Annotated in this window: 14 protein-coding genes and 1 pseudogene; all 15 read left to right on the forward strand. The window is 61.9% G+C overall.

The window, feature by feature from the left end:
• Positions 1–13: 13 nt before the first annotated feature.
• The gene (locus OS035_RS05015; RefSeq protein ID WP_097624237.1) at positions 14–955 is read left to right on the forward strand and encodes a D-ribose ABC transporter substrate-binding protein; all 942 of its coding nucleotides are present in this window, start codon (positions 14–16) and stop codon (positions 953–955) included.
• Positions 956–1,028: 73 nt separating this feature from the next.
• On the forward strand, positions 1,029–1,673 hold the full coding sequence (locus OS035_RS05020) for a DUF2291 family protein (protein WP_097624238.1): 645 nt from the start codon (positions 1,029–1,031) through the stop codon (positions 1,671–1,673).
• A complete protein-coding gene (locus OS035_RS05025) occupies positions 1,670–3,220 on the forward strand; it encodes a sugar ABC transporter ATP-binding protein (protein ID WP_222148732.1) in 1,551 nt (516 codons plus the stop codon). The genes OS035_RS05020 and OS035_RS05025 overlap by 4 nt, the downstream gene beginning before the upstream one ends.
• Positions 3,217–4,281: an ABC transporter permease gene (locus OS035_RS05030; RefSeq protein ID WP_054185406.1), complete on the forward strand. Its 1,065-nt coding sequence runs from the start codon at positions 3,217–3,219 to the stop codon at positions 4,279–4,281. The genes OS035_RS05025 and OS035_RS05030 overlap by 4 nt, the downstream gene beginning before the upstream one ends.
• A gap of 1 nt (position 4,282) precedes the next feature.
• Positions 4,283–5,317 carry a Gfo/Idh/MocA family protein gene (locus OS035_RS05035; RefSeq protein ID WP_097624240.1) on the forward strand — a complete coding sequence of 345 codons (1,035 nt, stop codon included), beginning with the start codon at positions 4,283–4,285 and terminating at the stop codon, positions 5,315–5,317.
• Entirely contained in the window at positions 5,314–7,158 is a 1,845-nt protein-coding gene (gene apnL / locus OS035_RS05040; protein ID WP_097624241.1) for a D-apionate lactonase, read from the forward strand. The genes OS035_RS05035 and apnL overlap by 4 nt, the downstream gene beginning before the upstream one ends.
• Positions 7,159–7,213: 55 nt before the next feature.
• Positions 7,214–8,218 carry a dihydroxyacetone kinase subunit DhaK gene (locus tag OS035_RS05045; protein WP_097624242.1) on the forward strand — a complete coding sequence of 335 codons (1,005 nt, stop codon included), beginning with the start codon at positions 7,214–7,216 and terminating at the stop codon, positions 8,216–8,218.
• Positions 8,219–8,220: 2 nt separating this feature from the next.
• Positions 8,221–8,868, forward strand: a complete 648-nt coding sequence (gene dhaL / locus OS035_RS05050; RefSeq protein ID WP_097624243.1) for a dihydroxyacetone kinase subunit DhaL — start codon at positions 8,221–8,223, stop codon at positions 8,866–8,868.
• 70 nt (positions 8,869–8,938) lie between these two features.
• Positions 8,939–10,192, forward strand: a complete 1,254-nt coding sequence (locus OS035_RS05055; protein WP_097624244.1) for an ABC transporter substrate-binding protein — start codon at positions 8,939–8,941, stop codon at positions 10,190–10,192.
• A gap of 90 nt (positions 10,193–10,282) precedes the next feature.
• Positions 10,283–11,182 carry a carbohydrate ABC transporter permease gene (locus OS035_RS05060; RefSeq protein ID WP_088686090.1) on the forward strand — a complete coding sequence of 300 codons (900 nt, stop codon included), beginning with the start codon at positions 10,283–10,285 and terminating at the stop codon, positions 11,180–11,182.
• Positions 11,183–11,235: 53 nt separating this feature from the next.
• Positions 11,236–12,063, forward strand: coding sequence for a carbohydrate ABC transporter permease (locus OS035_RS05065; protein WP_097624492.1), 828 nt, complete (start codon positions 11,236–11,238; stop codon positions 12,061–12,063).
• A 30-nt stretch (positions 12,064–12,093) separates the two neighbouring features.
• A complete protein-coding gene (locus OS035_RS05070) occupies positions 12,094–13,614 on the forward strand; it encodes a DUF5060 domain-containing protein (protein ID WP_097624245.1) in 1,521 nt (506 codons plus the stop codon).
• Between the two features lie 14 nt (positions 13,615–13,628).
• Entirely contained in the window at positions 13,629–14,699 is a 1,071-nt protein-coding gene (locus OS035_RS05075) for an ABC transporter ATP-binding protein (RefSeq protein WP_097624246.1), read from the forward strand.
• Positions 14,700–14,836: 137 nt separating this feature from the next.
• On the forward strand, positions 14,837–15,346 hold the full coding sequence (locus OS035_RS05080) for a GNAT family N-acetyltransferase (RefSeq protein ID WP_131710585.1): 510 nt from the start codon (positions 14,837–14,839) through the stop codon (positions 15,344–15,346).
• Between the two features lie 115 nt (positions 15,347–15,461).
• Positions 15,462–15,659 (forward strand): annotated as a pseudogene (locus OS035_RS05085) (IS66 family transposase); the annotation flags it as partial.
• Positions 15,660–15,684 lie beyond the last annotated feature (25 nt).

The raw sequence follows: 15,684 nt of genomic DNA on the forward strand, positions 1-15,684 counted from the left end.
ACGGGAGGAAAAAATGAAACTGACGCGCAGACTGACACTTGCAGCCTTTGCCAGCGCGATGGCGCTCGGAACGGCCATGCCGGCCTTTGCGGCCGATCTCATCGCCATCATCACGCCGGCGCATGACAACCCCTTCTTCAAGGCCGAAGCCGTCGGCGCCGAAGCCAAGGCGAAGGAACTCGGCTACGAGACCCTCGTCATGACCCATGACGACGACGCCAACAAGCAGTCGGAAATGATCGATACGGCGATCGGGCGCGGCGCCAAGGCGATCATCCTCGACAATGCCGGCGCGGACGCTTCCGTCGCCGCCGTCAAGAAGGCCAAGGATGCCGGCATCCCCTCCTTCCTGATCGACCGCGAAATCAACGCCACCGGCGTTGCCGTCGCCCAGATCGTTTCGAACAACTATCAGGGCGCACAACTCGGGGCGCAGGAATTCGTCAAGTTGATGGGCGAGAAGGGCAATTACGTCGAGCTGGTAGGCAAGGAGTCCGACACCAATGCCGGCATCCGCTCGCAGGGCTATCACGACGTCATCGACGATTATCCGGAGCTGAAGTCCGTCGCCAAGCAGTCGGCCAACTGGAGCCAGACGGAAGCCTATTCGAAGATGGAAACCATCCTCCAGGCCAATCCCGATATCAAGGGCGTCATCTCAGGCAACGACACCATGGCCATGGGTGCGATCGCAGCCCTTCAGGCCGCCGGCCGCAAGGACGTGATCGTCGTCGGCTTTGACGGTTCCAATGACGTGCGCGACTCGATCAAGTCGGGCGGCATCAAAGCGACCGTGCTGCAGCCGGCCTATGCGCAGGCCCAGTTGGCGGTGGAACAGGCCGACGCCTACATCAAAAACAAGACGACGCCGAAGGAAGAGAAGCAGTTGATGGATTGCGTTCTCATCAACGCCGACAATTCGGGCAAGCTCGAGACCTTCGCCCTGACGAATTGATCAGCACCAATTGCGGAGGGTGCAGCGTTGCGCCCTCCGCAATGCATTTTGCAAGACGTCGAGGTTTACCCGCATGTTGAGAATGAAGGGCGCCCTGTTTGCCGCCGTCGTGGTGGCGGCCTTGCCCGGTTGCAAGATCATCAAGACGCCGACTGCGGAGGAGAAGGCGGCTGAAGCGGCCAAGACCGCTTTCGACCCGAATGCCAAGGTCGAGGCGATCTGGCAGCCTGAGGTCGTGCCCTATTTCGAAAAGCGCGCCGGCGAGCTGAAGGACGTCATGCAACTTGCCACCTCCAATCCGGATGCTGCCGGCGAGAAATACGGCAATCCGCGCAAGCAGAGCAGTTCGCCCTGGACCTATGCGGTGAAGATCACCGGCACGGTCGTCGCAGCCGATACGGCCTCGCGCGCGGCAACGCTCGATGTCGACGCCGATGGCGACGGCAAGGCCGATGCCAAGGTGCAGATCGGGCCGGCGCTGCGCGGCACCGCACTGCGCGATACGCTGGAATTTGTCAATTTCAACGAGTTCAAGAACCAGATCGAATGGGCGCAGTTCGGCAAGGCGTTCAACGAGAAGGCCAATACCGCTTTTCTCTCCGCCGTTCCGCGCGATGGTCTGACCGGCAAGACGGTGACGGTGATCGGCGCCTTTCCGTTGCCGAAAAGCGGGGAGCTTCCGTTCGTCACACCCTCGGAACTGAAGGTCGGCTCATGACGGCGGCAGAGGCACGAGAGGACGACATCATCCTGCGCCTCGACGACGTGTCGAAGGTCTATTCCGGTATCGTCGCCGTTAAGCGCGCCAATCTGGAGCTGCGCCGCGGCGCAGTGAACGTTCTGGTCGGCGAGAACGGCGCCGGCAAATCGACGCTGATGAAGATCATCGCCGGCGTCGAGCGCCCAACGCTCGGCCGCATCGTCCTGGACGGCAAACCTGTCTCCTTCGACAGTCCGGCCGACGCGCAGGCCAACGGCATCGGCATGATCTTCCAGGAGCTCAATCTCTTCGCCAACATGTCGGTGGCCGAAAACATTTTCGCGAGGCGAGAGATCACTCGCGGCCTGCTCGGCATCGATCACAAGGCGCAGGTCGAGAAAGCCAATGAATTTCTGCGGCGCCTCGATGCCGGCATCGAGGCCGATACGATGGTCGAGGATCTGCCGATCGGCCAGCAGCAGCTCGTCGAGATCGCCAAGGCGATGTCGCTTAATGCTCGCATCCTGATCATGGACGAGCCGACCTCCGCGCTGTCGGCGGCCGAAGTCGAGATCCTGTTCAAGGTGATCGCCGAGCTGAAGGCGCAGGGTGTGGCCATCGTCTATATCTCGCACCGGCTGGAAGAGCTGATGCGGATCGGCGACTACATCACGGTGCTGCGCGACGGCCAGATCACCGGGCACGCCATGGTCCGCGACATCGATACACGCTGGATAGTGCGCTCGATGATTGGCTCGGATGCCAAGGATTTTGCGAAATCCGTTACCCATTCCATCGGCAGCGAGATGTTCCGGGCCGAAAATATCAGCCTTCCCAGACCGACCGGCGGGCTTGCCGTCAACGATGTTTCCCTGTCGGTCAAGGCAGGCGAAATCCTCGGCATTTACGGCCTGATGGGTGCCGGGCGCAGCGAATTCTTCGAATGCGTGATCGGGCGCCATATGCATTCGAGTGGCAAGATCTTCATCGACGGCAGGGAAGTGCGGGCACGCGACACGACGCGGCGCATCCGCCGCGGCCTTGCGCTCATCCCGGAAGACCGGCAGCGGGAAGGACTGGTGCAGGTGCTTTCCATTGCCTCCAATCTGACGCTCGCAAGCCTTTCGCGTTTCACCCGGCTTTTCCATATCGACAGCGGCGCGGAGAAAAACGCCATTCAGGAGGCGATCCGCGATCTCTCGATCAAGGCGCCCAACCCGGATTTCGAGGTCACCTCCATGTCCGGCGGCAACCAGCAGAAGGTCGTCATCGGTAAGGCGCTGATGACCAATCCGAAGGTGCTGCTGATGGACGAGCCGAGCCGCGGCATCGATGTCGGCGCCAAGGCCGACGTCTTCCGCACCATGCGGCGGCTGGCGGCAAACGGGCTCGCCATTCTGTTTTCGACCTCCGACCTCGAAGAGGTCATGGCGCTATCCGATCGCATCGCGGTCTTGAGCAACGGCCAGTTGGTCGCTGTCTTCGACCGGGACGAGGCGACTGAGGAAGCGATCATCGCGGCTTCGGCCAAGGGACACGGACATCAAGGGAAACTCGCGTCATGATGGCGGCTACGTCTACCACTCTTGCGCCGAAAGGCGCCAACGGCTCCGCGCTTCTGACGCTGATGAAGCTCAGAACCTTCATCGCGCTTTTCGCCGTCATCATCTTCTTTGCGATCTTCGCGCCGAACTTCACCTCGACGGCGAACATGATCCTGATGTCGAAACATGTGGCGCTGAACGCCTTCCTGGCGATGGGCATGACCTTCGTCATCATCACTGGCGGTATCGACCTCTCCGTCGGTTCGATCGTCGGCCTGTGCGGCATGGTTGCCGGCGGGCTGATCCTCTACGGCATCGAACTGCCGATCGGCTACACCATCTATTTCAACCTCTTCGAGATCGTGCTGATCACGCTGTCGATCGGCCTTATCATCGGCCTCATCAACGGTCTGTTGATCACGAAGCTGAACGTCGCGCCGTTCATCGCCACGCTCGGCACGCTGTATGTCGCTCGTGGCCTGGCGCTGCTGTCGTCCGATGGCCAGACCTTTCCCAACCTCGTCGGCCGGCCGGAATATGCCACGACCGGCTTCGACTTCTTCGGCGCTGGCCGCATCCTCGGCCTGCCGGTGTCGATCTGGATCCTGATCGTGCTGGCGCTGGCGGCCGCTTATGTCGCCCGCTCGACGCCGATCGGACGCCACATCTTCGCCGTCGGCGGCAATGAACGGGCGGCGCGCATGTCCGGCATCCGCGTCGATGTCGTGAAGATCTTCGTCTACATGTTCTCCGGCCTTTGCGCAGCAATCGTCGGCGTCGTCATCTCCTCGGAACTGATGGCCGCCCATCCGGCCACCGGCGAAAGCTTCGAGCTCAATGCGATCGCGGCAGCCGTTCTCGGCGGCACCTCGATGTCGGGCGGCCGCGGCACGATCGGCGGCACGATCATCGGCGCCTTCGTCATCGGCATTCTCTCCGACGGGCTTGTCATGATGGGCGTCTCCTCCTTCTGGCAGATGGTCATCAAGGGCCTCGTCATCATCATCGCCGTGGTCGTCGACCAGGCGCAGCGCCGCCTGCAGCAGCGCGTCACCCTCATGCAGATGGCAAAGGCAGGTTGACATGACCGAATTGAGAGGTGCGTTGATCGGCTGCGGCTTCTTTGCGATCAACCAGATGCATGCCTGGAACGATGTTGAGGGCGCCAGGATCGTCGCGATCTGCGACCGCGACCCGGAGCGGCTTGACATCGTCGGCGGCCAGTTCGGCATCGAGCGTCGCTACAGCGATGCCGAGGCCTTGTTCGCTGATGGCGGCTTCGATTTCGTCGATATCGCCACCACCGTCCAGAGCCATCGCGCGCTGGTGGAAATGGCCGCTCGGAATAAGGTGCCGGCCATCTGCCAGAAGCCCTTCGCCAAGACGCTATCGGATGCGAAGGCGATGGTCGAGGCCTGTCGCGAGGCCGGCGTCGCCCTGATGGTGCACGAGAATTTTCGCTGGCAGACGCCGATCCAGGCGCTGCGCACCGCGCTCGATACCGGCGCCATCGGCACGCCCTTCTGGGGCCGCTTTTCCTTCCGCTCGGGCTACGACGTCTTCTCCGGCCAGCCCTATCTCGCCGAAGGCGAGCGCTTCATTATCGAAGATCTCGGCATCCATACGCTCGATATCGCCCGCTATATCCTCGGCGACGTCAGCTCGCTCACGGCCCGCACCAGGCGGGTCAATCCAAACATCAAGGGCGAGGATGTCGCGACCATTTTGCTCGATCACGAGAACGGCGCCACCTCGGTCGTCGACGTCAGCTACGCCACCAAGCTTTCCAAAGAGCCGTTCCCGGAGACCCTGATCGAGCTCGACGGCGCCGAAGGCACGATCCGCCTGAGGCAGGAGTATGGCCTCGAAATCACCAACGCCAAGGGCACTACGATAACGGATGTTTCGCCGAAGCTGCTGTCCTGGGCCTCGCGGCCCTGGCACAATATCCAGGAGAGCGTCTATGCGATCCAGCAGCATTGGGTCGATCAGCTCAAGCGCGGCGCGGAGCATTCGACCTCGGGCGCCGACAATCTGAAGACCTTCGCCCTCGTCGAAGCCGCCTATGACAGTGCTTCCAGGGGGCAGACGATCGATGTCGGGGCGATGCTGCGATGACGGCCGATGCCTTCCAGCTTTGCGGCACCCATGCTGTGGAAACGCCGCCGGTTCGCCTGACGGCCGGAAAGCTGACGGCCGATCTCGCCGATGGCAACCTTCGCTCCATCCGCTACCAGGGGATCGAGGTGCTGCGGGCGATTTCCTACCTCGTCCGCGACCGGGACTGGGGCACTTACAGTCCTGACATCGCCGATCTCAGGATCGAGCAGGGTGACGACCGTTTCGGCATCGCTTATCGGGCGCGTTGCGAGAGGCCGGATGGAACGAAGCTCGTCATCGACGTCCGCATCCGGGGATATCCGGACCGGCTCGATTTCGAGGCCGAAGCCACGAGCGACACCGGCTTTGAGACCAATCGCTGCGGCTTCTGCATCCTGCATCCGATCGTCGGCGTGGCCGGCTCATCGGCAACGGTTGAACATGTCGACGGCCGGATCGTCCAGACACGATTTCCCGATATCATCGAGCCCTGGCAGCCGTTCAAGGATATGCGCGCCATTTCCCATGAGGTCATGCCTGAGGTGACGGCGGAATGCCGGATGGAAGGCGACACCTTCGAAATGGAGGATCAGAGGAACTGGTCCGATGCCTCCTACAAGACCTATGTCAGGCCGCTTGCCCTGCCCTGGCCCTACAAAATTCCCGCCAACCAACCGGTTCGGCAGAAGACGTCGCTCACGATCAGGGACACCAGCCGCTCCGCAGCGCTTTCAGCCGCGACGTCGAGCGGTGTCATAAAGCTCGAACTCGGAACACGGGCCGGCACCATGCCCGATATCGGCGTGGTCGTTACGCCGGAGCAGGCCGATGCAACGCTCTCGGCCCGCTCTCTCCTGTCGGAGATCGCGCCTCGCGAGCTTCTCTTCCATTTCGATCCGGACGCCGGACATGGCGCCGAAGCGCTGCAGAAATTTGCCGCGATCACCGCCGCTCATCGCGGCCGCACGACCCTGGAGATCGCGCTTGCCTGCAAGGTGTCGCCAGCAAGCGAGGCGGCCGAGATTGCCCGCCAGATGCGGAGCGCGGACTTCCGGCCGGATACAATCCTGGTCTCACCTTCCGTCGATCGGCAGTCGACGCCGCCCGGCAGCAAATGGCCGGACTGCCCTCCCCTCGAAGAGATCTATGCCGCGGCTCGCGCCGCCTTCCCGGGCATTCGCATCGGCGGCGGCATGCTGAGCTATTTCACCGAGCTCAACCGCAAACGCGTGCCGGCTGGCGAGATCGACTTCGTCAGCCATTGCACCAACCCGATCGTGCATGCGGCCGACGATCTCAGCGTCATGCAGACATTGGAAGCGCTGCCCTTCATCACGCGATCCGTCCGCGCGATCTACGGCGACAAGCCCTATCGCATCGGCCCGTCGACGATCCCCATGCGACAGAACCCTTATGGCAGCCGGACCATGGACAATCCGGCCGGCGGGCGCATTCCGATGGCCAATCGCGACCCGCGTCATAACGGGCGTTTCGCCGAGGCCTTTGCGCTCGGCTACGCGATCCGGGTGCTGGATGCCGGTCTCGAAGGCCTGACGCTTTCGGCACTGACCGGCCCGTTCGGCCTGATTGCCGGCCCTGATGAACCGACCGAACGAGGCGGGCGGCGGCCGCTCTTCAATACCGTGCAGACTTTGTCGGCACTCGCCGGCGCGTCCTGGCAGGAATGCGTTTCGTCTTCGCCCTCCCAGGTGTTGTCTTTCGTGGCGCGGGATGCTGGCGGCGCCAAGATCTACGTGGTCAATCTGACCGGCGAAGAGCGACGGGTCGACGGCGACGCATTGGGCAAAGAGGTGCGGCTCGCACCATTCGCCACTGCGGTCTTGCCACTCGCGGATTGACGTCCAGCGCGCCAGCCGCATCTATGCAGTCGGAGCTCGTTCTGGGAGGATCGGCGTGAAGACGAAAAAGCTTATCAATGCAGGCGCAGATGCCGTCGATGAAATGCTGCAAGGCGTGCTCGCGGTCCATCCCCGGCATCTCTATGCGGTGGAGGATATGCCGCGTGCGATCATTGCCAGAAACGGGCCACGCAAGGGCAAGGTCGCGCTGGTGATCGGCGGTGGATCCGGGCACGAACCGACATTTCTCGGTTATGTCGGCAAGGGGCTGGCGGATGCCGCGGCGATCGGCAATGTCTTCGCCTCGCCGCCGCCCGATCCGATTATCGCCTGCGCCAAAGCTGTCGACGGCGGCGCCGGCGTGCTCTTCATGTACGGCAATTACGCCGGCGACGTGATGAATTTCGACATGGCGGCGGAAATGCTGGCGCTCGACGAGATCGAGGTGCGCACCGTGCTGACCACCGACGATGTCGCCTCCGCCCCTGCCGATCAGAGGGAGAAGCGGCGCGGCGTTGCCGGCAACGTCTTCATCTTTAAGGCCGCCGGTGCTGCCTGCGATCTTCTCAATTCCTTCGACGAGGTCGAGCGCGTCGCGCGCCACGCGAATGCGCGCACCTATACGATGGGCGTGGCGCTTGCGCCCTGCTCGCTGCCGCAGACTTTGAAGCCGAACTTCCTGATCGGCGAGGAGGAGATGGAGATCGGCATGGGCATTCACGGCGAACCCGGTGTTGCCCGCGAGCCGTTGAAGACGGCCGACGCGGTGACCGACGAACTGATGGACAATATTTTCCGTGAGATGAAGGCCGAGCGGGGCGATCGTGTCGCCGTGCTCGTCAACTCGCTAGGATCGACGCCGATGATGGAGCTCTACATCATGATGCGGCGGGTCAAGGCGCGGCTCGATCAAGCTGGGCTTGTCATTCATACGTCGCTCGTCGGCAATTATTGCACCTCGCTCGAAATGGCCGGCGCGTCGATCACCGTCATGCATCTCGACGACGAGCTGCAGCGGCTGATCGATCATCCCTGCGATTGCGCCATGTTTGCGAGGTGACCATGGCAATTGCGACGAAAGACCTGCAGCACCTCTTTGCCTTAATCGCCGAGGACATCGGGGCGCAGCGCGATCATCTCTGCGAGCTGGATGGCGCCATCGGCGACGGAGATCATGGCCTTGCCATGGATGCCGGCTGTGAGGCCGCGACCAAGGCCGTCGGTGCACTCGACCCCGCGCAGACTGCGCCGACGGCCGTCTTCAACGCGGCGGCAAAGGCATTTTTGAATGCGGTCGGTGCGTCATCGGGCCCGCTCTATGCGACGGCTTTCATGCGGGCCGGAGCCGCCGTCAAGGACAGACCGGAGCTGAGCGACGAGGAGTTCGTGCGCGTTTTCGCGGCGATGGCGCAGGGCATTCAGGAACGCGGCAAGGCCGAGCCCGGCGAAAAGACTATGGTCGATGCCTGGAAGCCAGCGGCCGATGCGGCGCTCAAGGCCAGGGCGTCGGGAGCGGCCCTTGCTGAATGCTTCGACATAGCGGAGCGGGCAGCGCGCCAAGGCTGCGAAGCGACCCGGGATATGACGGCGGCCAGGGGGCGGGCATCACGGCTCGGGGATCGGGTGATCGGCCATATCGACCCCGGCGCGGCATCGGCCGCTATCATCATAGCCTCCATCGCAAAATTCACACAGCATCGTGATGGTTAGCTCATCATACCAGTTGACATGTAAATGATCATCTGCGACAAGGGGCCGGCTTATCAAGAGGAGGACGGTAATGCTGACCCTATCCGCGAAATTGAAGACTGCGAGCATCGTCGCGATCGCCATGGCGTCTTTCGCCGCGACGCCAGTTCTTGCCGAAGACATCACGCTCTGGACGCTCAACTTCGACAACAACGCCGCCAACGGCGCGCTGAAGAAGGTCGCGACGGATTTCGAAGCGGCGAACCCGGGAACGCATGTCGAGATCGTTCAGCGCGCCGTCGACGAGCACAAGACGGCGCTGCGCGTCGCAGCCGGCTCAGACAAGGGCCCAGACATTTATTTCAGCTGGGCGGGCCTTGGCCTCGGCGGCGAATATGTGAAGGCCGGCCTCTCCCTGCCGCTCGACAAATATTACACCGAATATAAATGGACCGACGAACTGCTGCCCTCGGCTGCGGCTTTTGCCGACCTCTATCCCGGCGGCAAGCACGGTGTTCCCTTCACCTTCAAGGGCGAGGCCGTCTATTACAACAAGAAGCTTTTCGAACAGGCCGGCATCAAGGAAGAGCCGAAGACCTATGAGGAACTTCTGGCCGCGGCCGACAAGCTGAAAGCCGCCGGCATCCCCGCCTTCACCTTCGGCGGCACGGTCAACTGGCACGTCATGCGCCTGATGGATGTCATCCTCGAGACCAAGTGCGGCGCCGAAAAGCACGACGCGTTGAAGGCGATGACGCTGGATTGGACCAAGGAGCCTTGCGCGACGGACGGTTTCGCGGAATTCGCCAAGTGGACGAAGGACTATACGCTGCAGCCCTTCATGGGCATCGACAACAAGCAGTCCTACAGCCTCTTCACCGCAGGCCGCGCGGCGATGATGCTCGAAGGCGACTGGCTGGTCAGCCAGCTCAACGGCTCGGGCGCCAATCTCGACGATTACGGCATCTTCCCCTTCCCGACCAATACCGAGCGTCTCTATGGTTTCGCCGAGTACAATTACATCAGCACCAAGAGCAAGAATCCCGACACAGCCGCGAAATTCCTCGACTATTTCCTGTCGACCAAGGTGCAGCAGGATCTGCTCGGCCAGCTGAGCTCGACCTCTGTCAATAAGAATGTCCAATACGCCAACCAGAAGCCGCTTGAGGCGGAATGGCTGGGGATCTTCCAGAAATACGGCAAGGTCTACATGAACGGCGACCAGGCCTTCCCGCTCGATGTGACGACGGAATATTTCCGCGTCATCAACGACGTCGCCTCCGGCAACACAGAGCCGGCCGAGGCGGCCAAGCAGCTGCAAACCTTCATCGCAAGCAGAACCTGATTCCTCCCAAGCGCCGGTCGATCGACCTCCGCATTGATCGGCTGGCACATTCTTTCGTGAGCTGCGCAAGCGCCCCGCCAGGAGGAAAGCATGTCACTTCGACAATCGACACATGACCCGCGTATGCAAGCCGCAATCCTGCTGGTGCCGGCGCTGGCGATCTATGCGGTCTTCGCGCTCTACCCGATGCTCAATGTCGTCATCCTGAGCTTCCAGAAGTGGAACGGGCTGGATGCCAACCGGCAGTTCGTGGGCATGGCCAATTATTCGGCGATCTTCACCCGCGATCCTGTCTTCTGGGTTGCCTTCCGCAACACGGTGATCTGGACCCTGATGAGCCTGATCTTCCCGCCGCTGGTCGGGCTGTTGCTGGCGCTCAGTCTCAACCAGAAGATCTTCGGCCGCAACGGGCTGCGGGCGATCTTCTACCTGCCCGTCATCATCGCCCCGATCGCCGTCGCCACCATGTGGAAGTGGATGTACGATCCCTTCTTCGGCCTGTTCGCCCAGCTGCTGACCTCCTGGGGCATGCAGGGCTGGATCAAGGACTGGCTGGGAAACAAGGATATCGCGCTTTACTCCGTCTTCGTCGCCTATCTCTGGCAGACGGTCGGCTTCTCCATGGTGCTGTTCCTGGCCGGCCTGCAGAATGTCTCGCAGACGCTGGTCGAGGCCGCGCGGATCGATGGCGCCGGCCGCTGGGCGGTGTTCAAACATGTAACGCTGCCGGCATTGCGCCCGACGATCACCATTGTTCTCGTTCTCTCCGTCATCTCGTCGCTGAAGGCCTTCGATATCGTCTACGGCCTGACCGGCGGCGGGCCTGCACAGTCCACCCAGATGCTGGCGCTCTGGGCCTTCACCCAGGCCATGCAGATCTTCGATTTCGGTCGGGGTGCGGCGATCTCCGTCGTGCTGCTGTTGATCACCATGGCCGTCGTCATTCCCTATTTGAGATGGACCCAGAAGCACGAGGAGGTCGAATCGTGACAGCAGTGCCGAGCGAAACCGCCGCCGTGAATCTCGACGTCCAGCCATCGTCGATGAAGCGTGATCCCATCCTGATCGGCCTCTGGATCACGCTTGTCATCGTCGCTCTCGTCTGGGTCGCGCCGTTTGTGTTCATCGTCTTCACCTCGCTGAAGACGCCGGCGGCGGTGACGAGCACCGGCGCCTTCATGCCGCCGACCGAGCTCGCCTATGACAATTACAGCGCTGCCTGGAGCCGCGGCAATTTCGCCAACTCCTTCTTCAACAGCGTCATCATCACGGTCATCAAGGTGCCGCTCGGCCTGTTTCTGTCGGCGATGGCCGCCTATGCGCTTGCCAAGATCAAGCTGAAGATCAGCAAGGCGCTGCTGCTCATCGTCGTCTTCGGCACGATGATCCCCTTCCAGGTGATGCTGGCGCCGCTCTTCACCCTGGTCAATTCCTTCGGTCTGATCGACACCTATCCCGGCGTCATCCTTCCCTATATCGCCTTCGGCGTTCCCTATCAGGTCTTCATCCTGCATGGCTTCTTCAAGGGCATTCCCAAGGAGTTGTCGGAAGCCGCGCTGATCGACGGCGCAACCCACTTCACTATCTTCCGGCGGATCTTCCTGCCGGTCTGCCTGCCCGTGCTTGCCGCGCTGCTCATCCTCGATTTCGTTTCTACCTGGAACGAATTCGCCATGGCGCTGGTGCTGCTGCAGGACCAGCACATGTGGACGCTGCCGCTCGGTCTGATGTCGTTCCAGGGGCAGTTCTCCAGCAATTACGGCCAGCTTAACGCCGCGATCGTCGTGACCGTCCTGCCGGCGACGATCGTCTATCTCATGTTCCAGCGCTACTTCGTCTCCGGCCTCACCTCCGGCGCCGTCAAGGGCTGATCGCGAAATCTTTCTACGAGGAGAGACAGAATGTCCGATGCAACAGTCGAAAAATGGGGTGTGTTCGAGGCCGCCTTCGAAGGGCCTGCGGCCGGAAATCCCTATCTCGACGTGGCATTCGATGCCGTGTTCACCCAGAAGAGCCGCGACGTGCGCGTGCCGGGCTTCTATGACGGCAACGGCACCTACCGCATCCGTTTCATGCCCGACAGCAAGGGTGAGTGGTCGTTTAAGACGCGCTCCAAGACCGCGGCGCTTGACGGCAGGACCGGCGTTTTGACAGCGGTGGCACCTTCGGCCGGCAATCACGGCCCGGTGCGCGTGCGCAACAAATTCCACTTCGCGTATGCCGACGGCACGCCGTTCCTCTCCTTCGGAACGACCTGCTACGCCTGGACGCATCAGCCGCTCGACATGCAGAAGCAGACGTTGGAGACGCTGAAGACCGCGCGTTTCAATAAGATGCGTATGGGCGTATTCCCGAAGGACTATCCCTATAATGTCAACGAGCCGCTGCATGCCTGCTTCGAAAGCGGCGCGGAAGGCAGGCAGGATTTCGACCGGCCCAACCCCGCGGCCTTCCAGCATTTCGAAAAACAGGTCTCGGCTCTCTGCGAGCTCGGCATCGAAGCCGATATCATCATCTTCCATCCCTATGACCGCTGGGGTTATGCCGACATGTCGGCGGCGCAGGATTTCCGCTATGTCGAATATCTGGCCGCCCGTCTTTCTGCCTACCGGAACGTCTGGTGGTCGCTCGCCAACGAATATGACTTCCTCATCGACACCAAGCCCATGGCGCAGTGGGATCGCTACTTCCACATTCTGGAGGAAAACGATCCCTACCAGCACCTGCGCTCCATTCATAATGGCGACGTGACCGCGAATTTCGATCATCGCAAGCCGTGGGTCACCCACACCTGCATTCAGAACCCCGACGTCAAGCGGACCCAGGAATGGCGCGATGCCTATGGCAAGCCTGTCGTCAATGACGAGCCGGAATATGAGGGCGACATCCTGCAGTCCTGGGGCAATCTTCATGCGGGAGAACTCGTGCATCGCTTCTGGATCACCATGGCGCGCGGCGGCTATGCCGGCCATGGCGAGACCTATTCCCATCCCGAAGATCTGATCTGGTGGGCCAAGGGCGGCGAACTGCGGGGCGAGGCCTGGAAGCGCATCGGCTTCCTTCGCGATCTCCTGGAAGCCGACGTCAAACATGGACTTGAGCCGCTCGGCATCATCGGCGAATGGCCTTGGTCGCGCGTGTCGGGCGCGCGTGACGGCGACGGCGATTTCCGGCTGATCTATTTCGGCGAGCATCAGCCGGTCGTCTGGTCCACCGGCCTGCCGGTAGATGGCGACGATTACGATGTCGATATCATCGACACCTGGGAGATGACGATCACGCCGGCCGAGAAGGTGGCGGCACCCGTTCCGCATCCGACCCGTCATGGCTCGGTCGTGCGCGGCGGCAAGCCGGACGCCTCCTTCGGCGTCAAAATCCCGCGCAAGCCGTTCCAGGCGCTGCGCGTGCGCAGGAAGCGATAGAGGATAGGTCCTACATGTCTGGCTTGAGCATCAGAAACGTCAAGAAATCCTTCGGCCCGGTCGATATCATCCACGGTGTCGACGTCGAGATCGCCGATGGCGAATTCACCATTCTCGTGGGCCCATCCGGTTGCGGCAAGTCGACCTTGCTGCGGATGATCGCCGGGCTCGAGGATATCACCGGCGGCCAGATCAGCATCGACGGCCGGGTGGTGAACAATCTGCAGCCGAAGGATCGCGATATCGCGATGGTCTTCCAGAACTACGCGCTGTACCCGCAGATGACCGTCTCCCAGAATATGGGCTTCGCGCTGGAACTTGCCGGCGCCAAGCGGCCGGAGATCGAGAAGAAGGTCGGCGAGGCCGCCGCCATTCTCGGCCTGCAGCCGCTTCTCCACCGCAAGCCGGCCCAGCTTTCCGGCGGGCAGCGCCAGCGCGTCGCCATGGGCCGCGCCATCGTTCGCGATCCCAAAGTCTTCCTCTTCGATGAGCCGCTTTCCAATCTCGATGCGAAACTGCGGGTGAAGATGCGCGCCGAGATCAAGGCGCTGCACCAGCGGCTGAAGACCACCATCGTCTACGTCACTCATGACCAGATCGAAGCCATGACCATGGCCGACAAGATCGTCGTGCTGCATGGCGGCCGCGTCGAGCAGATCGGCAGTCCGCTCGAACTCTACGACAGGCCGCGCAACATCTTCGTCGCCGGTTTCCTCGGCTCCCCCGCCATGAACTTTCTCGAAGGGACGATCGATGAGGCGGGAAAGCCGGCATTGGCGCTCTCCAGCGGGTCGCGCGTGGCGCTCTCGCGGGCGCCGGCCAATTCCGCCAACCGGCCGCTGACGCTCGGCATCCGCCCCGAAGACATCGCCTTCGGCGGCGAGAACGGGGTTGATGCCGTGGTCAAGGTAGTCGAACCGACGGGATCGGAAACCCATGTCGCCGTGGAAGTCGATGGCCGCGAACTGACATGGGTGGTGCGCGAACGTGTCGAACTCGCCCCGGAACAGCCGGTGAAGCTTTCCTTCGAGACCTCCAAGGTTCATTTCTTCGACCGGCAGACGCAGCAGCGTTTGAACGCCTGAAGACAGTTTACGCGCAATCGGGGCTGCGAAAATCGCTGTCGGATGGGCTGGATGATGCGTCATTTCGGCAGACAAATGGTGACTTGTCATCTCAAAATCTCGCCGATAGGTTGTCGGGATAACGAGGTAGCCAAGACATGCACATCCGAAAAGCCGTCTCCTCCGACGCCGAGGAACTGAGCGCTCTCCTGAACGAGATCATCCGGGCCGGCGGAACGACAGCGCTCGAGACCCCGCTTTCGGCTGCCGAATTCGCCGACTGGTTCATCGATGGCGAGTTTCCGCTTGCCTGCCATGTAGCCGAGCACAATCAGTCGCTGGTCGGTTTTCAATCGCTGAGCTTATACGGCGATCCACCGAAAGGCGTCGCCGACATTGCGACCTTTGCCCGTTTGAACCCGAAGACCGCAGGCGTCGGCAGCGCGCTTTTTCCCGCGACCCTTGCGGCAGCGGAAGCGTTCGGACTCGAATTCATCAATGCGACCATCCGCGCCGACAATATCAGCGGCCTTGGCTATTACGCCAAGATGGGCTTTGAGACCTATGACAGGGTGGCCCAGGTTCCCCTTCAGGACGGGATGCCCGTCGACAGGATCAAGAAGCGGTACAGCGTAAACGCCATGGGTGGCACGACGCCGCGCGCCTGATCGTGCGAACGGCGCTCCTGGGAAGTGTCGAGACCCGAAGGTCGGGCGGGCTCAGGCTGATGCTCCCTGCTTGCAGTTCAGTGCTGCCGCGCGGCCTAGTGCGGCAGAAGGATCTCGCGGCTTCGTCACCAGGCGAAAGATATCTGGTAGCACCATGAACAGAGACGGCCATGTTGCGCGCGACACCATGCTCGGCCTGATGAAGACCTGCCAGAAGCTCGGACTGTCCTTTTACCATTATCTCGGTGACCGGCTCGGCGTCAGTTGCCAGGCCACCCCGCAACTGGCAGGCCTTGTTGCCGCGAAAGCCTAAGCGGCTGTCGGGCTTGAAGCGAACC

It is taken from the genome of Rhizobium sp. 268 (assembly GCF_036571585.1).
GTDB lineage: Bacteria > Pseudomonadota > Alphaproteobacteria > Rhizobiales > Rhizobiaceae > Rhizobium > Rhizobium redzepovicii.